The sequence below is a fragment of the Cellulomonas xylanilytica genome (assembly GCF_007989805.1).
Taxonomy (GTDB): domain Bacteria; phylum Actinomycetota; class Actinomycetes; order Actinomycetales; family Cellulomonadaceae; genus Cellulomonas; species Cellulomonas xylanilytica.
The window spans coordinates 132,684-153,640 of the sequence record NZ_BJUB01000002.1; the positions used below are offsets into that span (position 1 = coordinate 132,684).

The following is a 20,957-nucleotide window of genomic DNA, read 5'->3' on the forward strand; positions in this document are numbered from 1 at the left end:
TCCTCGATCAGCGTGCGGGCGGTGCAAGGTCGGATGGTCGGTCGGCCGGCACGGCCTCGTCGGTGTGGACAGTATCGACGGGTGCTGCGACGCGGGCCAGCGCCGCGGTGATGTTGTCGTGCCCGCCCTGCTCGTTCGCCCAGCGGACGAGCTCGGCGGCGACCACGTCAGGGGCGGATCCCACCTGCGTGATCGTGCGGTGCAGCAGGTCGGCGACGTCGGTGGCCTCGGAGCAGTAGTTCCACAGCCCGTCCGAGCACGCGAGGACCCAGCCAGGTCCCTGCGCGCGCGTGGTGCCGGTGCTCGGGACCACGGTCTCCGCGTCGGGGCCGAGCCACCGCGTGATGGCGTGCCCCTCGCGCGACGCCTCGGCCTTGGCCCGGGGGACGCCGCGCGCGATCATCTCGTTCGCGGCGGAGTCGTCCACGCTGACCTGGTGGGCGGCCCCCTCGTCGGGGAGCCAGTAGACACGCGAGTCGCCCAGCCACGCCGCGACGACGGTCGGGCCGTCCACGACGGCGGCGACGAAGGTGCACGACGGTGGCTCGTCGCGGCCCGACGTGTCTCCGACCGCGTCCGCGATGGCCTGGTCGGCCGCGGCCGTGGCGGTCACCAGGAGCGCCGACCAGGCCCCGACCGTGCTGCCTGCCGACCCCGTGACCAGGACGTCCCGCGCGGCGCGCGCCGCGGTGAGGCTCGCGATGTCGGAGTCCGGCACGTTCGACACCCCGTCGCAGACCACGAGGACGGCGGTCGTACCGCTGAGCGCGAGGGCCATCGCGTCCTCGTTCCGGCTCTTGCGCCGGCCGCGGTCGCAGACCCCGCCGACCAGCGCCGACGGGAGCTCGCTCCAGTGGTCGCGCTCGCTGACGGCCTTCTCGCCGCAGCTCTCGCAGTACCCGTCGTCGGCGATCGTGCCGCCGCACGCCCGGCACGCGGCGGGTGCCACGGGCTCGTCCGGCACGACGACGACGGGGACCTCCGCCACGGCAGCGGGAGCGCCCAGCGGCGTGCCGCACTGCTCGCAGAACTTCGAGCCCTCCTCGGCGACCGTGCCGCACGCCGCGCAGGTCACCACGTGGTCCACCGGCGGACCGCGTTGGCCTGGTCGACGAGCACGATGCGCGCGTCGTGGTCGTCGTTCAGCACGGCGGACTCGCGCAGCGCGGCCTCCAGCGCGTCCCGCAGCTCGGCCTCCTGCGCGGGCACGCCGCCCACCTGCACGGCCGTCGACGACCCCTTGTCCAGCACGACCGCGAGCGCCGAGCCGAGCACGTCGACCCGGAGCGCCGCGCGGACCCGCGGCTCGATCGACACCGTCTGCACGCTCGCCAGGGCGTCCGAGAGCGCGGTCAGGTCGCCGCTGGAGGTGGCCAGCAGCTGCGCGCGCATCATCCGGGCGTCGACGTAGGAGCTGCGCGTGGCCGTGACCAGGTCGAGCGCGGCCAGCGCGCCGCGCAGGTCGCCCCGCTCCCGCCGGATCCGGGCCAGGCCGAACGCGGCCGGGGCCGTGTAGTTGGCGTCGGACCGCGCGCAGATGATGTAGAGCGACTCCGCGATGTCCGGCTCGCCGCTCAGCTCGCACGCGGTGGCCAGCGCGAGCTTGGGTGCGAGCTCCCCCGGCACCTGGCCGTAGACGGCGTTGAACGAGGCACGGGCCGCGACGGGGTCGTTGATGCTCAGCTGCGCGAGCCCGGCCAGCCAGGCGGCCCGCCACTCCCAGGGATCGTCCTCGAGGATCTGGGCGATGGTCCGGTCGACCAGCTGCTGGTCGCCCGCCTCGATCGCCGCGGTGGTGCGCCGCAGCCGGACCTCGACGGTCTCCTGCGGCGCGTCGGCCAGCGCGGCGATGCGCTGCTGCGGGTTGCTCACGTTGACGCCCGCCAGCCAGCTCGCCGCCGGGTCGCTCGCGTCGACCTTCAGCGCGGGCAGCTGGTCCCAGGCCAGCGGGTGCCCGGCCTCGTCGGACGTCGGCGCCTCGAACAGGACCGAGGCGGCCGAGTGCAGCGCCGGGCTCCCCGGACCGCGGTCCGTGGCGACGACCTCGCGCAGCACGCCGAGGACCTGCGCGCGCAGCTCGTCGACCGTCGCGAACCGGTCCGAGGGGTCCAGCGCGCACGCCTTGGCCAGCAGCCGGTAGAACGAGTCGTACGTCTGGAACACCGGGGTGTCCGAGACGGCGGGCAGGGACGCGACGTAGGTGCTGGTGTTGCCGCGGAAGTCCAGCACCAGCGTGGCCAGGGTGCGGCCGATCGTGTAGATGTCCGAGGCCACCGACGGCCCCACCTCGGCGACCTCGGGTGCCTGGTAGCCGACCGTGCCGAAGATCGCCGAGTCCAGGTCGTCGATCCGGCGCACGCCGCCGAGGTCGATGAGCTTGACCGCGTCGCCCTGCTGGATCACGTTGTCCGGCTTGAAGTCGCAGAACAGCAGCCCGACGTCGTGCAGGTACGCGAACGCGGGCAGGATCTCCAGCACGAACGCGAGCGCCTGGTCCACCGGTAGCGGGGTGTTGACTCCCCCGGCGGCGTCCCGGCGGTCCTGCAGGATCTGCTTGAGCGACCGTCCGCCGACGAACTCCATGACGGTGTAGCCGGCGCCCTCGTGCATCGCGAAGTTGTAGATCTCCACGATCAGCGGGTGCTCGACCTCGGCCAGGAACTGCCGCTCGGAGATCGCCGCCGCGTACGCGTCGGGGTCACCGGAGTTCAGCAGGCCCTTGAGCACCACCCACCGGCCGGAGACGTTGCGGTCCCGCGCCAGGTAGATCCACCCCAGGCCACCGTGCGCCAGGCAGCCGACCACCTCGTACTGGCCGCCGACCACGTCGCCCGGGCTCAGCGAGGGCGTGAAGTCGAAGTGGTTGCCGCACTTCGGGCAGAAGCCGGCCGTCCGCCCCGGCAGCCCGTCCCGCGACCGCCCCACCTCGGCGCCGCACGCCGGGCAGAAGCGCTTGCGCTCGGGCACCTCGGCCACGGCCATGACGGCCTGCAGCGGGTCCTGGACCGGCGCGGCCGGGACCGTGGTCAGGCCGGCGCCGAGCCGCGCCCCCCGCAGCCGGGTCGAGGACGTGCCGACCCGACGGGTGGGCCGGGAGCCGCCGGTCGCCGCGGTGCGGGCCGACCCCAGCGCGGCCGTCGCCAGCCGGCTGGAGCTGGTGCGGCCCGTCCGGGTGGACCGCTCGGCGTCAGGGTCGGCGGCAGCGGCACCGCGGTCCGGAGCGGCCTGCGCCACCCCGGTCCCGAGCAGCGACGTGGCCGAGGCGGGCGCCCCGGCGGACGACGCGGCCTGCGGCGAGCCGCAGACGTTGCAGTAGCCGTCCTCGTAGGTGCCGGTGCAGCCCGGTTCGGTGCAGGCGATCATCGTCGTCCCTCCTGACCCACCGTGGGCAGGTCTCGGGTGAGGTACTCGTACTGCTCCACGAGGAAGCGGGTCAGGGTGATGTCACAGGGCGTCCGGGCGACGACCTCGCGGGCCTCGTCGTACCCGGAGCGGACCGTCGGCGAGGAGCTGCGGCCGTTCGCGTCGGCGGCGGCGCGTGCGCCCTCGAGCCGGTAGCGCAGCTCCGCGCGCTCGCGCAGGGGCGCGCTGTAGGCGTCGGCCACGGCGTCGAACGCCCGCCCGACGGCGGCCAGCCGGTCGACGAACGCGTCGAGCTCGGTGCGCGTGCCCGGCACCTCGCCCAGCCGCGACACGTCGGGGACGGCGAGCCTCGGCGGGTGCGCGATCTCGCGGCGGCACCGGTCCGCCAGCTGGTGCAGCGTCGGCTCCCGCAGCTCCAGGGCCGCCATCGCGGCACGCGCGTCCGCCCGGCCCTTCTCCAGCGTGCGCCGCTGGGACACCTGGACGATGAGGTCCCGCTCGACGAGCGCCGCACGCGCCTCGAGCTCCGCGAGCGGGCCGGAGATGTCGGCACCGCGCGCCGCCTGGGCCACCAGCTTCTGCTCCCGCGTGCGCAGGGTCGCGACGAGCTCGCGGGCTGCCGTGTCGACGCCCGCGAGGTCCTCCGCGCGGACCAGCCCGGCGCGCAGACCACGCAGCCGGGCCGCCTGGTCGGCGGTGTCCGGGTCGAACGACAGGCGTGCGCGGACCTGGGAGATCATCGCGTCGCACAGCGTCACGGCCTCGACCAGGGACACCAGCGCGGCACCCAGACCGGAGTCCAGCCGGCCCCACACCAGCTGCGACATCTTCTCCCGGTCCACGGCGTCCGCCCGGCCCGAGTCCCAGACCGCGACCAGCTCGTCGGTGCGGCTCCGGATCGCCTGCCACATGGTCAGCGCGAGCAGCACGTCGTCCGTGTAGCTCTCGGACGCCGGCGACGCCTGCGCGGCCTGGTCCAGCCGGTCCAGCTCCGCCCGGCGGTGCGCCAGCCACGCCTCGAGCCCGCTGAGGTACCGCAGCAGCTGCGGAGCCGGGATGGGCTCCCCCAGCCTGCCCGGCGCCTCGGGCGCGTCAGGTCCGCTCACGGGCCGTCGACCCGCCCGTACACCGAGACGGGCGGGACGGGGGCGGGGCCGAGCGCGCCGAGCCACCTCTCGTACGAAGCCGCCCACGAGCCGTCGGCCTTCGCCTGGTCGAGCACGCCGTTGACGAACTGCACGAGGTCCACCTGGTCCGCCGCGACGCCGATCCCGTACGGCTCGGCGCTGAACGCGTCGCCGACGACCTTCGCGTACGGGTCCTGCGCGACGAAGCCGGCGAGGATCGTGTCGTCGCCGGTGATGGCCTCGACCTTGCCCTGCTGGAACAGCACGAGGCAGCCCGTGTGCGTCGGGGCCGCGACGGCCTCCACGCCGGGGTACGTCTCCTGCAGCCGCTCGAGCGTCGTGGTGCCCTCCGGTGCGCAGACGCGCTGGTCGCCCAGACCCTCCAGGTCCTCGATGCTCTGCGCGTCGGAGTCCCGCGTGACCAGCACCTTCTGGCCGGCCGTCAGGTACTCGGCGGAGAACGCGATGGTCTCCCAGCGCTCGCAGTTCACGGTGAACGTGCGGGCCACCAGGTCGACCTCGTGCTTCTCCAGGACCTCGAGGCGCTGGGCCGACGTGATGACCCGGATCTGCAGCGGCGTCGGCCGGCCGAAGATCGCCGTGGACACCGCGTTGAGCATGTCGATGTCGAAGCCCTCGATCTGCCCGGACAGCGGGTTGCGCGAGCCCATGAGGAGGGTGTCGGCGGAGACGCCCACGTGCAGCGCGCCGCGCGCACGGATGGCGTCCACCGTCGGCCCGCCCGCGGCGGGCTCGTAGGACATCGTGGACTCGTTGCCGTCGTCGCAGGCGGTCGCGGTGGCGAGGTTCGCCGGGACGGTCGCCGGGAGGTCGACGGAGGCCGCCGCCCGCTCCTGCGCCGCCGGTGCGGCAGCCGGTGCGCCGGCACACCCGGCGAGCAGCGCGAGGGACGCGACGGCGGCTCCGAGACCCAGCCGGGTGATGCGTGTCGTGGTCACCGGTACTCCTCCACTCGCTTCGAGATGCCGCGCCAGGACAGGACCGCCGCCAGCACGCCGACGACCAGCATCAGCCAGCCCACCAGGACCGACGAGCCTCCCGAGCCGGACAGGGCGTCGTGCGTGACCTCGGCGCTCGCCTCCAGGCTGGTGGACGCCGCGGTCGAGAACGCCTCGAACAGGTCGTTGGGCGCACCGGGCTCCTCGCTGATCGCCAGGGCGACGGCCTCGTCCCACCGGCCGGCGTCGTCGAGCGCGCGGATCTCCTGGTGCGACGCGACCCAGTCGTCCAGCAGGGGCGCCAGCGCCGGGTCCACCGTGGGCCGCGCGAGGAGCTCGCGCGCCTCGTCGGTCTTGAGCACGAACTGCTCCTCGTACGCCGCCCCGGAGCCGCGCTTGATGAGCGTGAACGACTCCTGCGACTTCGCGTCGTTGGCCAGCGAGTACGCCTCGGACACCGAGACCGTCGCGTCGTAGGGGCCGTTGCGCGCGTCGCCGGCCTTCGCCGCGGCCGACCCGAGCACGACGGCACCGCCGATGCTCGCCGCGAGCGCCAGCACCGTGGCCCAGAACAGCCCCACGTTGAGGCGACGGTGCGTCTGCCTGGCCAACCACACCTGCACGACGACGAGCGCCGCGAGCGCGAGGATGCCGAGCGCCAGCAGCCACGGCACCGAGGCCACGGAGTCGAAGGACGCGTCCACCCGGTCGCTGTTGGCCTGCACGAGCTCGTCGAGCTGCGGCAGCACGTCGCTGCGCAGCACCGACGACGCCTGGTCGAGGTACGCGGCGCCGACCGGGAAGCCCTGCCGGTTGTTGGCGCGGGCCTGCTCGACCAGACCGGTGTACGTGGTCAGCCCGGCGGTCGCCTGGCCGAGCAGCTCCGCGTCGGCGGCGTTGGACCCGGCCAGCTGCGCGAGCCCGTTCGCGGCGGACGCGACGGCCTCGTCGTACCGGGCGCGCTGCTCGGGAGGCTCCAGGCCGCCCACCAGGAACGCGTTGGTCGCCGTGGCGTCCGCGACGACCAGGTCGTTGCGGACGTCCTGGATGCCGACCAGCTGGGTGGTGTCGGCGTCGGCGTCGGACAGCGCCTCCGACTGCGCCAGACCGGCGTTCAGGCCGATGACGCCGACCGCGGCGGCGGCCAGCACCGAGACGACCCCCGCGACGCGCAGGCGTCCCGGGGTGCGGCTCAGCGCGCCCCGCAGCCCGGTGCGGTGCACGGGGGCGGACGCCGGGGTCGGTACCGCGGTCAGTGGTGCCGCGTGCGGGGCGATGGTCTGCGTCACGCGGACTCCTCGATGTGGTCGTGCGGCTCTGGCTCGTTCTCGACGGGCTCGACGACCTCGCCGGGCCCCGTGCTCTCCACGGGCTCGTCGGGCGCCGGCACCAGGTCCTCCGGGAAGATCAGCCGCAGCTGGTCCACCGTCGGTTGCTCAACGTCCCGCAGGCGCCAGGCGTGCCTGGTGATCGCCTGGTCCAGCACGTTGCGGGCGTAGCGGCCGTTGCCGAAGCCCTCGTCGCGGATCTGCAGCGAGGCCATCTCCTCGAACCGCGCGAGGCACTCGGGGGTGGGCTCGAAGTCGGCCTTGGCCGCGGCGCGGGCGAAGATCTCGCGCAGCTCCGTGTCCGTGTAGTCGTCGAACTCGACGGTCGTGGAGAACCGGCTCTCGAGCCCGGGGTTGGTGGCCAGGAAGGTCGCCATCGGACCGGGGTAGCCGGCGACGATCACCACGAGGTCGTCACGGTGGTCCTCCATGTCCTTGACCAGCGTGTTCACGGCCTCGGCGCCGTACTGGTCCTCGGCCAGGCCGTAGGCCTCGTCGACGAACAGGACGCCGCCCAGGGCCGTCGCGACGACCTCCGAGGTCTTCACGGCCGTCTGCCCGAGGTACCCGGCGACGAGCTCCGAGCGGTCGACCTCGACCAGGTGGCCCTTGCTCAGCAGCCCGAGCGCCCGGTAGATCCCGGCGACGAGCCGCGCGACCGTCGTCTTGCCGGTCCCGGGGTTGCCCAGGAACACCAGGTGCCGGGTCAGGGTCGGCGCGGTCAGGCCCGCCTCGGTGCGCAGCCGCTCGACGCGCAGCAGCTGCGTCTGCTGCCGGATCTCGGCCTTCACGCGGTTCAGCCCGACGAGCGCGTCGAGCTCGGCCAGGAGCTCCTCGAGGGTCTTCGCGGGCTTCTCGTCGGGAGCCGTCGTGGCGGGTCCCGACGCGGGCGTCGGGCTGCCGTGGACGGGGACCAGGCCGCGGTCCGGGTCCGCGGTCCCGGGCAGCGGCGGCAGCGCGAGGGCGGACAGGTCGAACACCGACGGGTCGACGCGCGGCAGGTCGGACGCGGACGGGAGCTCCGTGCTCGGCGCCATCCGACCGTGCACCGCGGCACGCTGCACCGCGGCCGTGGACGAGGCGCGGGCGATCACGTCGATGTCCGCGGGCCCCAGGTCGCACGCCGCCGAGACCACCTCGGCGAGCGCCGCCGCGTACGGCTCGGCGTACGGGGTGCCGACGAGCCCGGTCAGCAGGTCGGTCGGCGCCGACCGCCACCGCCGGGCGCTGGACGCCGCCGCGAAGAAGGCCCCGAACGTCGCGTCCGGTGCACCGACGGCCGCGAGCCAGCCGGTAGCCGCGCCGGGGACCGACTCGGCGACGGCCGCCGCGAGGCGCGCGCCCTCGTCGCGGACGGCGGCGCCGTCGAGGCCGGCGGCGAGCCCGACGCCGGCGAGGGTGTCCAGGGCAGCACTCAGGCTCATGGCTGCTCCACCTGCGGGGTGTCGAGGCCGGCCTCGGGGGCCAGCGCGAGGGACGAGCCGGCGAACTTCTCGGCGAGGAACGCGCCGTGCGCCACCAGGGCGTTGGCGTCCTCGCGGGAGACGGCGTCGGAGATCTTGTCCAGCGTGACCCCGAGCAGGTCGAGCTGGTCGCACAGCACCATGAGCGACGTCTTGCCCTTGAACACCACGCGGCGGTCGGCGAAGTCGCGCGGCAGCCGCAGGTACCCGCCGACGGCCTCGGGCAGGTAGGAGGTCGCGGTCGCGACGACGGTGTGGGCCTGCTGGCTGCCCGCGCCGAGCCGGTCGAGCCGCGGCGCCATGTCGTCGACGGTGCGGGTGATCCGCAGCACGCGCGCGGTCACCGCGGCCGGCACCCTGCCCGCGATCTGCTGCTCCACCTGGTGCGCGGACGCCAGGATGTCCGCCGTCGTCGGTGCGGGTGACGCCTCGACGACGACCTCGGGCTCCTGACGCCGCCCCAGCAGGCGTGCGATCCAGCTCATCCGTGACGCCTGCCCGAGCCTGTGCCCACTCAGCCCACTCAGCCCGCTCAGCTCGTGCCGAGGTCGAGCGAACCGCTGGCCACGTCCGTGGTGTCCGCGCGCTTGACGCGGTCGAGGTACGTGCGCGCCTTGGTGGTCTCCGTCTCGAGCACCCCGATGGTCGTCGCCATCGAGTCGAGCGCCTTGACCTTGAACGTGTCGATCGAGTCCATCGTCGCGTAGATGTCCGAGAACGCCTGCTGCAGCTGCGGCAGGCCCACCGTCGCCTGCGCCGCCTGCTCCTGGATCCCCGCCGACTGCTCCTTGAGCATCTTGGCGGTCGACGCGATGAGGCCCGTCGTCGTGGTGTTCAGGGCCGTGATCTGGTCGAGCACGAGCCGCTGGTTGTTCAGGGCCTGGGCCACGATCACGGCGGTGCGCAAGGCGGCGACCGTGGTCGTCGTCGCCCGGTCGACGCCCTTGATGAGCTCGATGTTGTTCTTGATGATGATGTCGATCGCCAGGTAGCCCTGGATGGACACGGCCAGCTGCGTGAGCAGGTCCTGGTGCTTCTGGCGCACGTAGAACAGGACGTCCTCGCGCAGCGCCTTCGCGCGCGCCGGATCGGTCGCGTCGAGCTCCGCGATCGTCGTCGACAGGCGGGTGTCCAGCGCCTCGGCGACGTAGATGTACTGGTGCAGGCGGGCCATCGTGTCCCAGAGGTGCTGCTTCTCCAGGTTCAGCGCCGCGTTGTCCTTGCGCAGCTCGTCCTGCCCGTTGTAGAGCGCACGGACGATCGCGTCGATCTGCTTCTGCGAGCTCTCGTACCGGCGGAAGTAGTCGGTGAGCGAGTCGCCGAACGGGATGAGCCCGAGCAGCTTCTTGCCGATCGTGGCCTCGCTGGGGTCCAGGCTCTCGACCGTCTTGCGCAGGTCGAGCAGCGACTTGCTGACCTGCGACGTGCCGGACACGCCACCCTCGCGCAGCTCCTTGACCGGCATCTGCAGCAGCCGGTTCGAGGTGTCCGCGGCGGCGCGGATGTCGGAGTCACCCATGAGGCGGATGTCGTCGGCCTTGCCGGCCATCTCCGGCGACCCGATCTGGGCGGCCATGAGGCCGGTGACGTAGGAGTCGACCTTGGCGTTGAGCCCGGGCAGGGCGGCCTCGGGGATCTGCGGGGCCATCGCGGGAGCGGCCGTCGTCGCGACCGGTGCGACCGGGGCGGGAGCCTCCAGGGCGAACACCGACTGCGGTGCGGGGGGCTGCAGGGGGGCTGCCTCGGTCATCGTCGTCCTTCACGTCCAGCTCGGCGCAGAGGGCGGATCGCCCGCGTCCTCCATGGTCATCTACGAAGGTCATGGAATGGTCAAGTCCTCCTGCGGACATTAGCACGGGGGGCGGCTCACGAATCCCCGACCAACCGATCTCTGCCAGGATCCGTTCTTCTGCTGTGAGCACACACGACGGACGGGCAGGGGGCCGATGAGCGCGCGGTGGGAGGGCCTGCTCGAACAGCTGGTCCAGGAGCGGTGGTCGACGCTCCTGGCCCGTGCCACGCTCCTGGCCGCGACGCCGGCCGACGCGGAGGACCTGGTGCAGGACGCCCTGGTCGCCACCTTCTCCAGCCGCGCGCGCTTCACCTCCCTCGCCCAGGCGGAGTCGTACGTCCGCCGGGCCATCGCCACCCGCTCCATCGACCGCGCGCGCAGCGCAGCCAGCGAACGACGAGCCACCGACCGGGTCGCGGTCCGGCCGGAGCCGCCGGTCGAGACGACCCTGCCGGGCCTCGAGGTCGACGTCCTGGCCGCCCTCGCGCGACTGACCCCACGGCAGCGCGCGTGCGTCGTACTGCGGCACGTCGAGGACCTGTCGGTGGCGCAGACCGCCGACCAGCTCGGACTCAGCCCCGGCGCCGTCAAGCGGTACACGTCCGACGGCGCGACCGCGCTGCAGCGCTGGCTGGGGACCACCACCGACCCCCGGCCCGGCGACCACGAACGCCCGACCGTCGAGCTCGTCGACGGCAGCTCGACGACGAGGGGAGACCGGTCATGAGTGACCTCGGACAGCTGCTGGCCGCCACCGAGACCGCGGTGGCGCGCGCCCGGGCCACCTCCACCCCGCCGCCCGACGCGCTGGCCGGGACCCTGCGGCGCGTGCGACGACGCCGGACCGTCCGGCACTCGGTGCAGTCGGTGGCGGGCGTCGCCGTGGTCGCTGCGCTCGGCGTGACGGCGTGGCTCGGCACGCACGTGCCGGACCCACCCGCCCCGGCGACCACCGGCACGCCGACCGCGAGCCCGACGACGACGCCCACGCCCACCCCGACGCCCGCGGCCGTCGCTCCCGCGGCGACGGTCCACGTCGCCGACCCGTGGCCGGTGCCCGACGGGCTGATCGAGTCCACCGGCCCCGGCTGGTCGCTGGTGCAGGACATGCAGACCCGGACCGGCACCGACCCGTCGAAGGCCACGCCGGAGGACTACCGCACCCTGCTCACGCTGGTCTCCCCCGCCGGTGAGCACCACCCGCTGCTCGAGGTGGCCAGCGACCGCGTGCTGACGGGGTGGTTCGACTGGACGGCCGGTCAGCCGATGGTCCTCTTCACCAGCACGGACCACTCCGCGGCCAGCCCGGAGCAGCTGGCCGGCACGCTCGACCTGCGCACGGGTGACCTCACCCCCTGGGCGGACCTGCCGGCGAGCGCCATGTGGATCGGCGGGACGCGTCAGGGCACGACGGTCTGGGCCGTGCCGCAGTGGGACGACACCGACATGCCCGACGGGGGGATGCCGATGCCGCGCAACGTGCTGGGCCCGCAGCTGCGCATGCACGGCTTCGCACCGACCGAGTTCCGGTTGACGGTGCGTGCCCCGGACGGCACGCAGCGCGACCTCGGCCCGATCGACGACTCCCGGTACACGACGTCGCTCAGCCCGGACGGCCGGTGGGTCACGGCGACCGCCGCCGACGGCGGCCTGCTGCTCGTCGACCTGCGGTCAGGCACCAGCACGACCGCCTCCCAGGTGCCCGCGGAGCCGCCCTGCACGGTCGGCGGGTGGACGGGCCCCGACGAGCTGCTCCTGTCCTGCGGCGTCCCGGCCGAGCTCCGGGTGCTCGATGCCCGGGAGCCGTCGTCGGCACCCCGCACGGTGGGGACGTCCGAGTTCACGGTCGTCGACGCGACGCCGCTCGGCGACGGTCGCGTGGCGCTGGGGATCCTCACCCAGGAGGCGCCGTGCGACGTCGGCGGTGACGCGGCCGTGCTCGCCGACGGCGTGGTCTCCCCGCTCACCGGCCAGTGGGGACCGTACGACCACGCCTCCGGGTCCCAGGTCGCCGGCGGCTCCGTGCTCACGGAGCTCAACGTGTGCTACGTCGGTCACGGGAAGGCGGGGCGGCAGCGCACGATCAGCACCGACGCGACCACCGGCGCCGTCACCGAGCTGGGCTCCCTGGTGGGCGAGGTCACCGACGACGGGTGGGACCGCTCGCTGTACGGCTGGCTCGTCGGCCGGTGACGCGTCGCGCCGGCACTGGCGGGCGCCGGACGATCAGGGGAGGATCACCCGACGACGAGCGCGGAGGTACCTGTGTCCCACGACGACTTCACTGACGGCCCCACCGACAGCGCCACCGACAGCACCACCGACGGGAAGCCGTCCATCGACGAGCGCCTCCGGCGCCTCGGCATGGCCAAGGACCTGCAGCGCGCGATGGCGGCGGGCATCGGCCGGCTGCCGGTGAGCGACACGACGAAGAGCTCGCTCACGTCGACGAGCGCCACCGCGGTCGCCGTCGTCGGGGAGACGACCGTGGCGCTGGCGAAGGGTGCGGTCGAGGCGGGCAAGGGCGCGGTGACCGCCGCCAAGGAGGGCACCGAGACGTTCCAGCGGACTCGCCACGAGCAGGCGACCGCGTCGTACGTGGTCCCGGAACCGGTGGTCGACGACCGGACCGACGACGTGACCACCCGCCTGGAGCGCCTGAGCCGGCTGCACCGGGACGGGCACCTCGACGACGTCGAGTACGCCGAGGCCAAGGCGAGGGTCATCGCCGGCGAGTAGCTAGTCCGTCGCGTCGCGCGGCTGCTGGGCGCGGTGGGCCTCGACGGCCCGGTGCACGCTGCCGTGCAGCTTGTCGGGACCCAGCCGGTCGACGACCCCGTCGCGGGCGAGCGTCGCGCGCACCGACGGCTTGACCCGCGCCAGCCGGACCGTGACGTCGTGGTCCTGCGCCAGGGCGAGGATCTCGTGCAGGGTGGCGGCGCCCTGGGCGTCGACGATCGTGATGGCACCGCAGTCGATCACGATCGCCGACAGCCCGGGGTTCGCCTCGGCGACCTCGCGCACCCGGTCCTCCAGCGCGTCCGCGGTCGCGAAGAACAGGCCGCCGTCGATGCGGATCACGGCGATGTCCGGCTCCGGCTCGTCGTCGGCGTGCTCACCGAGCTCGCGGAACACCTGGGTGCCCCGCTCCCGGACCATGAGCGGCAGGGAGGGCCGGGTGGTCACGGAGACCAGCCACAGCAGCGACAGGCCGATCCCGACGAGCACGCCGGCCAGCACGCCGACCAGCACCGTGCTGACCAGGGCGACGATCGCGATCCAGAAGTCGAACCGCTGCACCCGGGCGAGCCGGCGGAGCGCGGCGACGTCCATCATCCCCATGACGACGGCCTCGATGATGATCGCCGCGAGCACCGCCGTGGGCAGTCCCGAGAACAGCGGCGCCAGCAGGACCAGCGTGAGCAGCACCATCACGCCGGACGTCAGGGACGCCACCGGCGTGCGTGCGCCGGTGCGGTCGTTCAGGGAGCTCGCGGACAGGCTCGTCGACACGGGCATGCCCTGCAGCAGCCCGGCACCCACGTTCGCGGCGCCCTGCGCGAACGACTCCTGGTCGATGTCGACCCGGTACCGGTGCCGGGCGGCGAACGTGCGGGCGTCCCCCGCCGTCTGCGAGAACCCGATCATCACCAGCGCCACGGACGCGAGCGCGACGGTCGCGACGTTGTCGAGGAGCAGGGCCACGTCGGGCACCTCGACCGACGGCAGCCCGCGGGGCACGTCGCCCACCAGGGCGACCCCGCGCTCGCCCAGGTCGAGGAGCCAGGTGGCGAGCAGCCCACCGACGACGAGGACGAGCGCGCCGGGGACGCGCGGTGCGACGCGACGCAGACCGAAGACCGTCACGAGCGCGACCACGCCGACCACGACGGTCGCGCGGTTCACGTCGCCGAGCGTGCCGAGCCACGACCACAGCTCCTGCGGTGGCGTGGACCCCTCGGCGCTGGTCCCCGTGATCTTGGGCAGCTCACCCACGACGACGTCGATCGCCGCGCCGAACAGGAACCCCGTGACGACGGCACGCGACAGGAACTGCGCGATCCACCCCATCCGCAGCACCGCGAGGACGAGGAACACGACGCCGGAGACCAGCGTGATCCCGGCGACGAACGGCGCCGCCTGCGCCCCCGTGAGGCCGACCGCGAGGACCGCGCTCGCCGCGACGGCGGCGAGACCGGAGCTGGGTCCGGTCGAGATCTGCCGGCTCGTGCCGAAGATCGCGTAGAGGATCGCCCCGGCCGCGGCGGCGTACAGACCGTTCTGCAGCGGGATGCCGGCGATGCCCGCGTAGCCGAGGTTCTTGGGGACGATCAGCGCCGCGACGGCGACACCGGCGGCCACGTCGGTGCGCAGCCACCGCCGGTCGTAGGTGCGCAGCACCTCGACGATCGGCACCCGGTCGGACCAGCGGCGACACCCCGCACCCATCTCCGGACCATAGCGAGGACCACGGGATCCGACAGGTACTTTCGTCTGGTGACCTTCGACCCCCCGCGGGCCGCCACCCCGGCCGACGTCGACGACATCCACGCGCTGCGCCGGTCCCTGGAGGACTGGATGGCGGAGCACGGCACGGTGCAGTGGCCGCGAGGGTCGCTCACCCGGGAGCGCATCGCCGCGCAGGTCGACGCCGGCGAGTGGTGGGTCGTGCTCGACGACCGGCTCGGGCTGGTGGGCACGGTCCGGCTGCTGTGGACCGACCCCGACTTCTGGGGCGACGACCACACCCCGGCGGTCTACGTGCACGGCCTGATGGTCGACCGTCGCGCGGCCGGCCAGGGACTGGGCACCACGCTGCTCGACTGGGCGGCCGCCCGCGGGGGCGACGCGGGGGTGGGTCTGTTCCGGCTGGACTGCCGGACCACCAACCCCGTCCTGCGCACCTACTACGAGGGGCACGGGTTCCGGGCGGTCGGGCAGCGCGACTTCGCCGAGTTCTCGTGCACGCTGCTGGAGCGCTCCCTACCGTAGGGGGATGCAGCGGACCTATCCCCACGGCGTGACGTCCTGGGTGGACCTGGAGCAGGCGGACGTCGACGCGGCGACGGCGTTCTACGGAGCCGTACTGGGGTGGACGTTCCACGACGCGGCGCCGCCGGACGCACCGTCCCGGTACGTCGTCGCGCAGGTGGACGGGCTCGACGCGGCGGGCATCGGCAGCGGGACCCCGGACGGGCCCGGCTGGCAGACCTATGTCTCCGTCGACGACCTGCAGCCCGTCCTCGACGCGGTGGCCGCCGCCGGCGGGACCGTCACCGCCGGACCGACCGTGGCCGGTGAGGGCGGGACCTGGGCCGAGCTCGCCGACCCCACCGGGGCGGTCCTGCGGCTGTGGCAGGCGAACCGGCGGCTGGGAGCGCAGGTGGTCAACGCCCCCGGCGCCTGGAACTTCAGCGACCTGCACGCCGACGACCCGGCGACCGGGTTCTACGAGACGGTCTTCGGGTGGGAGATCACCGACGCGTGGTTCGCCACGATGATCCGCGTACCCGGGTACGGCGACCACCTGGCCGCCACCACCGACCCGGACATCCGCGAGCGGCAGGCCAGCGTGTCCGTCCCGCCCGGGTTCGCGGACGCGATCGGCTGGGTGGCGCCCGCCGAGGAGGGTGAGCCGCCGCACTGGCACGTGACCTTCGCGGTCGCCGACCGGGACGCCACCGCGGCGCTGGTCACCGAGAACGGCGGCGAGGTGCTCGCGGTCGAGGAGTCGCAGTGGGCGCGCACGGCGACGGTCCGGGACCCGCAGGGCGCGGTCTTCACCGTCAGCCAGTTCACCCCGCCGGAGTGACGGGCGCGAACCGCTGCGCCAGCTCCCGCTGGACCTGCACGTGCTTCTCCAGGAACGCCCGCTCGTCGAGCCGCTTGCGGCGCAGCCAGCCGGTGACCTCGTCGTTGCACTTGCTCGCGTTGCAGGAGCCGCAGGCGGGCGCGATGTTGTCCAGCGTGTAGCGGCCGCCGCGCGAGATCGGCAGGACGCAGTCGCGCTGCAGCGGCGTGCCGGTGACCCCGCAGTACGCGCAGCCGCCCCAGGCCGCGGTCAGCGCGGCCCACTGCTCGGGGAGCAGGTCGTGCTCGACGGCGGCCATGCGACGCCTGCGACGCGCCGCGTACCGCGCCTGGCGCGTTCCCTTGGCCGGCATGAGCGCCACGCTAGTCACTCGCCGGCGGTCCCCGGCGCAAGCGCGAGGGCGGGTCGGTCGCACTCGAGCGCGAGGAGCAGGCCGGCCCACCCACCCGTCAGGACGTCCACCGGCTCGGCGCCCCCGGTGCTCAGCCGGACGGCGATGTCCCGGGCGACGCGCAGCGGTGCGGGCCGGCCGGTGCGCGCGTACGTGGCGAGGGCGCGGTGGGCGCGGGCGAGCGGGCTGTGCGGGTGCGGCGCGGGTGGCGAGACGTGCCCGCAGCGGCTCGCCCAGACGAGCGCCAGGTCGTGCGCCAACGGGTCGCCCGTGAGGGTCGCGACCCGGGCGGCGAACCATGCGACATGCGTCGCCCGGGCGTCGTCCGCCGTGGCCCACACCGACCCGGTGACGTCGAGCGCGGCGAGGACGTCACCCAGGTCAGGAGGGTTCGGGCTCGGGACGACGGCTGCCCCGACGAACGCGTCGCGCAGCGCCCGCACGGAGCGGTACCGGCGTCCGGGGTCGGCGGACAGCGCGCGCCGCAGCACGCGCTCGCCGGCCGGCCAGGGCGTCGCGCCGACGGTGACGAAGGGCCGGGGCCGCTCCTGGACGATCCGGCGCAGGGCCTCGTCGCGCTCGCACGCCAGGTCGTGCGGGGCCTCGCCGGTGAGGAGCCGGTAGACCACCGCTGCCACGGCGTACTGCTCGGCGGTCGCGTCCAGCGCGGGGGGCGGGGTCCCCGCCCGCAGCGCCGCGGCGGCGGCCGGGTCGAGGTACTCGCCGCCACCGGCGCGCGGGGGTGGCGCGCTCGCGCTGCCCGCCAGCCCGAAGTCGACCAGCGTCACGGCGCCGTCGGGGCCGACGAGCACGTTCCCCGGGTGGACGTCGCCGTGCAGGACGCCGCGCCCGTGCAGGTCGACGTACGCGTCGAGCACGGCGGACGCGATCCGCCGGCGCCCGTCGGCGTCGACCACGAGCGTCGCCAGGTCGGCGGGGTCGCCGTCGACCTCGTCGAGCACGAGCGTCCCCCCGGTCGCGGTCCGGTGGTGCCACACGAGCCGTGGCGCGGCATGGCCGTCGAGCCGGTTCAGAGCGGCGAGCTCACGGGACACCAGGCCCGGGCCGTGGACGGGGTCGTCGACGACCTTCACGACGACCCGCGCACCGTCCGCCAGCACCCCGCGCCAGATCTCGCTGTCCCGCAGGACCCGGATGCGTCCGGTGATCGTCGCCGGCCCGACCGCCTCCCCGACCCGGTGCCGGTCCTCCAAGGTCTGTGCGGGCGCCGTGCCGTCCGCGACGAGGACGTCGGTGCGGGTCAGGGCGACCAGGACGCCGAACGCCTCGTCGAGCGTGGCCATCGGGTCGGCGCCGACGTCCGCGCTGTACGCCAGGACTGCCTCCACCAGCGTCGACGGCTCCCGGAAGCGGTTCAGCAGGGCCATCGCGTCGCCCGAGACCAGCTGCGGCGGGACGCGGCTGCCGCGGCGCGCGACGAGCACCTCGTCCTGGTCGGCCAGGGGCACCGTCTCGACGTCGGGGTGCAGCAGGTACCGCACCTCGGTCGCGGTCACGCCGGCACCTGCTCGCGGGTGCCGGGGCGCCACGTCACCACGTCGTAGGCGTCCGCGAGCGCGTCCAGCGCCGCCCCTGCGACGGCCTCTGCGGCGGCGGCGGGACCCAGCCGCGCGCGGTGCTCGTCCAGCGCGTCGGCCACCGCGCGGCAGACGACCGCGCGCCAGCTCTCCCCCGGCCGGTCCTGGCCCCGGGACACGATGCCCGTCGCGCCGACCTGGCCGGTGAACGGCACCCCCTGTGCGGAGCACCCGTCGAGGAGGTCCGCGAGCGCCGCCGCGACGGTGTCGGCGCGGGATGCCGACGGGAGGTAGAGCACGATCTTGTCCGCGCGGTGCAGTCCCGCCGCGTCGGCTCCGACCTTCCACGACGGCACGTCGAGGGCCGCCGCGGTCGCGAACACCACGGGCAGCACGGTGGCCAGGCCAGGCACGGTCGGGCTCACGTAGACCTTGTGCACCTGCGCGGTGGTCTCGACCCCCGGGGTGGTCCAGCCGTTCCAGTGCTCGGCGCGGGACCGCTCGTACCGCTCGGTCCCGGGTGCGGACCGCTCGGCCAGGTGGGCCAGGTGGTGCGGCCAGCGCGGGTCCTGCCGAGGGTCGGGGGCGCTTCCCCCGGACCGGTACAGGACGGCCGCCAGCTCGTCGGGTCGCGCCCGTCCGGCGAGCGCCGCGGCACGGACGACCAGCGTGCGGGTCATCTGGGCGAGGCGGTCGCCGGACGGCTGCGACATGGTCAGCCCTTGAGGACGGACGTCGCGTACTCGATGTCCTCGGCCGTGCCCTGCAGCCCCTCGATCTGCTGATCGACGGCCTTCAGGGTCACCGCGAGGCTCTCCCGCACGGTGTGCAGGTCGACCTCCGAGAGGTGGCGTGCCGGGTTGATGATCGGCGTGAGCCACGACGGCACGGTGTAGAGCGTCATGTCGTCGGCGGGCAGGAAGGCGCCGCCCCCGCCGCCGGCGGCACGCACCTGGGCGATCTGCGGCGACAGTGCCGCGATCTCGATGATCGGCGACGTCTCCGGGACCGTCGGCGGGTTGGTCAGCTTGTCGTGCCACCGGAACTTCGGCACGCGCTGCACGTACAGGTCCTTCACGTAGAAACCCATGGCTCCCCCTCCAGAGTGGGACGACCCGGACCGGGCCGTTCGCAGAGGAGGAGCAGGCGTCACGATTGGCTGATACGGACATACCGGGTGCATCGGGCGGGATGGGCTCGCCCACGGGCGCACAGAGCCGGCTGCGCCGTCGGGTCACCCGGTCGGCGCGGCGGCGTCCTCGTCGAGCGAGACCGTGTCGGTGCCGGCGTCGCCGAGGTCGCCCAGCCCGAGCGTGACCGGGGTCGACACGTCGAGCGGCAGGTCGAACACGAGGTGGGCGTAGGAGCGGTACGGCTGGCCGCCCTCCGAGGACGGGGGCTGGCGCTCGCGCGTGCTGACCTCCCGCGGCGACCACGTCCGCCCCTGCCCGTCGGTCACGGTGAACGTCCGCAGCGCGGCCTCGGGCAGCGGACCGGGATCGCGCTCGTCGAGCTCCAGGCTCACCCGGACGGGGACCGTCACGTCGTCGGCGGTGAGACAGCCCGGGGCGCTCACCTGGGTCCGCCACACCCCGAACCTGCCGGCGCGGAACGCCGACGGCGACGCCAGGCGCGTCATCGAGGAGTCGCGGTCCTGCGGACCGTAGAACTCGCCGACGACCCCCGCCTCGGGCGGGTCCGGGCACGCGGGCGTCCCGGGTGAGGTCGCCACGGCAGCACCCGCGCCCACGACGAGCACGAACGCGACCGCGAGCGGTCGGAGGCGTGCCCGGCGCGGCGTCGGCATGAGCGCACCGTACGGCGGTCGCAGGCCGCTCGGTCGGCCCGTTGCGGTGTCGTGACCGGAGGGACGCCTGCGTCACCCGTTCGGCGGCCGGTGGCTCAGGTGCGCGCCGGCAGCACGCACAGCTCGTTGCCCGACGGGTCCGTGTAGATCCGCCACGGCAGGCCGACGGCCCACTCCGGGTGCAGCTCGCGGCCCCCGCGGTCGGCGATGCCCGCGGCGACCTCGTCGGGGTCGTCCCCCGCCTCGAGCCGGATGTCGAGGTGCAGCCGGTTCTTCGCCGGTCCCTTGGCCGCCGGCTCGTGCCACAGGTCGAGCAGGGGACCCCGACGCGACGGGTGCCGCAGGGTGCGCGGTGCGGAGCCGGGCGCGTCGGTCCACCCGGTCAGCCAGGACCAGAGCTCCGCGTCCCGGTCCGGGTCCGCGGAGTCGAGCGGCAGCGCGGCGACGGGTCCGGTGTCCGTGTACTCCGACCGGTCGTCCATGACGCAGCACGGGTTGCCCTCCGGGTCGGCGAGCACCACCCACGGCACGTCGCCCTGACCGATGTCGAGCCGTCGCGCGCCCAGCCCGAGCAGCCGGTCCACCTCCTCGGCCTGCCGGGGCCCGCCCCGCAGGTCCAGGTGCAGCCGGAGCGGTTCCGTGGGCGCCTCGGGGACGCGCTGGAAGCACAGGTCGAGCACCGGTCCGCCGTCGACGGCCAGCCGCGTCTCGAAGGCGTCGGGCTCGTCCGTCAGCGTCTCCCCGCCGACGACGGCCTCCCAGAACCGGCCGACCCGCTGCGGGTCGACGGCGTCGAGGACCAGGTTCTCCAGGTACATGGAGCCACGGTAGCCACGCCCGGGACGTCCTAGGATGCCCAGGTGATCCGGTACCAGGAACGCTCCCCCAGCCGGCGCGCGTGGCTGATCCTGCTCGGCATCTGCGTCGTCGCGTGGCTCGGCCTCTTCCTCGTCGACACGTCCTCCCCGTGGATGCCCACGACGATCGTGGGCATGCTCGGCGTCATCGCGGCCATCACGATGTGGAGCACCGGCCGGTACGGCAACATCACGCTCACGGACACCCTGCTGCGCGTCGGACGCGCGCGCGTGCCGCTCGCCGACATCCACCCGTGGGGCGTCTCGAAGCCGGGCGACGCCCTGTCCGGCAAGATCATCGGCGGCGCCTACGCGCAGGCGATGGGCACGCACGTCGTCGGGCTCACCATGCGCGACGGCGGGACGAAGCTGGTCCAGGCGAAGGACCCCGAGGCGCTGCGGGCCGCCCTCGACGAGGTCCTGGCACCGTTCCGCGCGGACGCGCGCTGACCCGTTCGGCCTACCCCGGGGCGGCGGCACGCCCCGGTAAGGTTTCGCCCGGAACCGACCCCTCCCCGAG

At 74.3% G+C, this 20,957-nt stretch carries 21 protein-coding genes; 6 read left to right on the forward strand and 15 right to left on the reverse strand.

All coding sequences use genetic code 11. From position 1 onward, the window contains the following. Window positions 1–7: 7 nt before the first annotated feature. Genes CXY01_RS03460 through CXY01_RS03495 form a run of 8 tightly spaced genes read right to left on the reverse strand, consistent with a single transcriptional unit; the run spans window position 8 to window position 9,990 of the window. Window positions 8–1,087, reverse strand: coding sequence for a PP2C family protein-serine/threonine phosphatase (locus CXY01_RS03460; protein WP_146925677.1), 1,080 nt, complete (start codon window positions 1,085–1,087; stop codon window positions 8–10). Then, the gene (locus tag CXY01_RS03465; RefSeq protein ID WP_146925678.1) at window positions 1,072–3,363 is read right to left on the reverse strand and encodes a serine/threonine-protein kinase; all 2,292 of its coding nucleotides are present in this window, start codon (window positions 3,361–3,363) and stop codon (window positions 1,072–1,074) included. Before CXY01_RS03465 ends, CXY01_RS03460 begins: the two co-directional genes overlap by 16 nt. Further along, entirely contained in the window at window positions 3,360–4,469 is a 1,110-nt protein-coding gene (locus CXY01_RS03470; RefSeq protein WP_146925679.1) for a hypothetical protein, read from the reverse strand. Before CXY01_RS03470 ends, CXY01_RS03465 begins: the two co-directional genes overlap by 4 nt. After that, on the reverse strand, window positions 4,466–5,449 hold the full coding sequence (locus CXY01_RS03475; protein ID WP_246125001.1) for a glutamate ABC transporter substrate-binding protein: 984 nt from the start codon (window positions 5,447–5,449) through the stop codon (window positions 4,466–4,468). Before CXY01_RS03475 ends, CXY01_RS03470 begins: the two co-directional genes overlap by 4 nt. After that, window positions 5,446–6,738, reverse strand: a complete 1,293-nt coding sequence (locus CXY01_RS03480; protein ID WP_146925680.1) for a GlnX family signal transduction membrane protein — start codon at window positions 6,736–6,738, stop codon at window positions 5,446–5,448. Before CXY01_RS03480 ends, CXY01_RS03475 begins: the two co-directional genes overlap by 4 nt. After that, window positions 6,735–8,201, reverse strand: a complete 1,467-nt coding sequence (locus CXY01_RS03485; RefSeq protein WP_146925681.1) for an AAA family ATPase — start codon at window positions 8,199–8,201, stop codon at window positions 6,735–6,737. The genes CXY01_RS03480 and CXY01_RS03485 overlap by 4 nt, the downstream gene beginning before the upstream one ends. Then, window positions 8,198–8,725, reverse strand: coding sequence for a hypothetical protein (locus CXY01_RS03490; protein WP_246125002.1), 528 nt, complete (start codon window positions 8,723–8,725; stop codon window positions 8,198–8,200). The genes CXY01_RS03485 and CXY01_RS03490 overlap by 4 nt, the downstream gene beginning before the upstream one ends. Before the next feature lie 47 nt (window positions 8,726–8,772). Beyond that, the gene (locus CXY01_RS03495; protein WP_146925682.1) at window positions 8,773–9,990 is read right to left on the reverse strand and encodes a toxic anion resistance protein; all 1,218 of its coding nucleotides are present in this window, start codon (window positions 9,988–9,990) and stop codon (window positions 8,773–8,775) included. Window positions 9,991–10,186: 196 nt separating this feature from the next. On the opposite strand from CXY01_RS03495, the gene CXY01_RS03500 reads away from it, so the two are divergent. From CXY01_RS03500 to CXY01_RS03510, 3 genes are all read left to right on the forward strand, one after another. Beyond that, complete coding sequence (locus CXY01_RS03500) at window positions 10,187–10,759, forward strand: sigma-70 family RNA polymerase sigma factor (protein ID WP_146925683.1); 573 nt, start codon at window positions 10,187–10,189, stop codon at window positions 10,757–10,759. Then, window positions 10,756–12,225 (forward strand): hypothetical protein, encoded by a 1,470-nt coding sequence (locus tag CXY01_RS03505; RefSeq protein ID WP_146925684.1) that lies wholly within the window; start codon window positions 10,756–10,758, stop codon window positions 12,223–12,225. Before CXY01_RS03500 ends, CXY01_RS03505 begins: the two co-directional genes overlap by 4 nt. Window positions 12,226–12,297: 72 nt before the next feature. Further along, window positions 12,298–12,771, forward strand: a complete 474-nt coding sequence (locus CXY01_RS03510) for a hypothetical protein (protein WP_146925685.1) — start codon at window positions 12,298–12,300, stop codon at window positions 12,769–12,771. Here the strand turns inward: CXY01_RS03510 and CXY01_RS03515 are convergent, their stop codons facing one another. Continuing rightward, window positions 12,772–14,481, reverse strand: coding sequence for a SulP family inorganic anion transporter (locus CXY01_RS03515; protein ID WP_146925686.1), 1,710 nt, complete (start codon window positions 14,479–14,481; stop codon window positions 12,772–12,774). Window positions 14,482–14,529: 48 nt separating this feature from the next. On the opposite strand from CXY01_RS03515, the gene CXY01_RS03520 reads away from it, so the two are divergent. Beyond that, a complete protein-coding gene (locus tag CXY01_RS03520; protein WP_246125004.1) occupies window positions 14,530–15,024 on the forward strand; it encodes a GNAT family N-acetyltransferase in 495 nt (164 codons plus the stop codon). A gap of 4 nt (window positions 15,025–15,028) precedes the next feature. Beyond that, window positions 15,029–15,844: a VOC family protein gene (locus CXY01_RS03525; RefSeq protein WP_146925687.1), complete on the forward strand. Its 816-nt coding sequence runs from the start codon at window positions 15,029–15,031 to the stop codon at window positions 15,842–15,844. Here CXY01_RS03525 and CXY01_RS03530 read toward each other — a convergent pair. From CXY01_RS03530 to CXY01_RS03555, 6 genes are all read right to left on the reverse strand, one after another. After that, the gene (locus CXY01_RS03530; RefSeq protein ID WP_222594478.1) at window positions 15,828–16,196 is read right to left on the reverse strand and encodes an HNH endonuclease; all 369 of its coding nucleotides are present in this window, start codon (window positions 16,194–16,196) and stop codon (window positions 15,828–15,830) included. The two genes, CXY01_RS03525 and CXY01_RS03530, sit on opposite strands and share 17 nt — an antisense overlap. Window positions 16,197–16,210: 14 nt before the next feature. Then, window positions 16,211–17,752 carry a protein kinase domain-containing protein gene (locus tag CXY01_RS03535; protein WP_146925688.1) on the reverse strand — a complete coding sequence of 514 codons (1,542 nt, stop codon included), beginning with the start codon at window positions 17,750–17,752 and terminating at the stop codon, window positions 16,211–16,213. Next, window positions 17,749–18,486 carry a hypothetical protein gene (locus tag CXY01_RS03540; protein WP_146925689.1) on the reverse strand — a complete coding sequence of 246 codons (738 nt, stop codon included), beginning with the start codon at window positions 18,484–18,486 and terminating at the stop codon, window positions 17,749–17,751. The genes CXY01_RS03535 and CXY01_RS03540 overlap by 4 nt, the downstream gene beginning before the upstream one ends. A gap of 2 nt (window positions 18,487–18,488) precedes the next feature. Then, window positions 18,489–18,863, reverse strand: coding sequence for a hypothetical protein (locus CXY01_RS03545; protein ID WP_146925690.1), 375 nt, complete (start codon window positions 18,861–18,863; stop codon window positions 18,489–18,491). A 144-nt stretch (window positions 18,864–19,007) separates the two neighbouring features. Next, window positions 19,008–19,580, reverse strand: a complete 573-nt coding sequence (locus CXY01_RS03550) for a hypothetical protein (RefSeq protein WP_146925691.1) — start codon at window positions 19,578–19,580, stop codon at window positions 19,008–19,010. A gap of 95 nt (window positions 19,581–19,675) precedes the next feature. Further along, window positions 19,676–20,398 (reverse strand): VOC family protein, encoded by a 723-nt coding sequence (locus CXY01_RS03555; RefSeq protein ID WP_146925692.1) that lies wholly within the window; start codon window positions 20,396–20,398, stop codon window positions 19,676–19,678. Between the two features lie 42 nt (window positions 20,399–20,440). Between CXY01_RS03555 and CXY01_RS03560 the strand changes: the two genes are divergently transcribed. Then, window positions 20,441–20,887 (forward strand): DUF3093 family protein, encoded by a 447-nt coding sequence (locus CXY01_RS03560; RefSeq protein WP_146925693.1) that lies wholly within the window; start codon window positions 20,441–20,443, stop codon window positions 20,885–20,887. The last annotated feature ends 70 nt before the right edge of the window (window positions 20,888–20,957 follow it).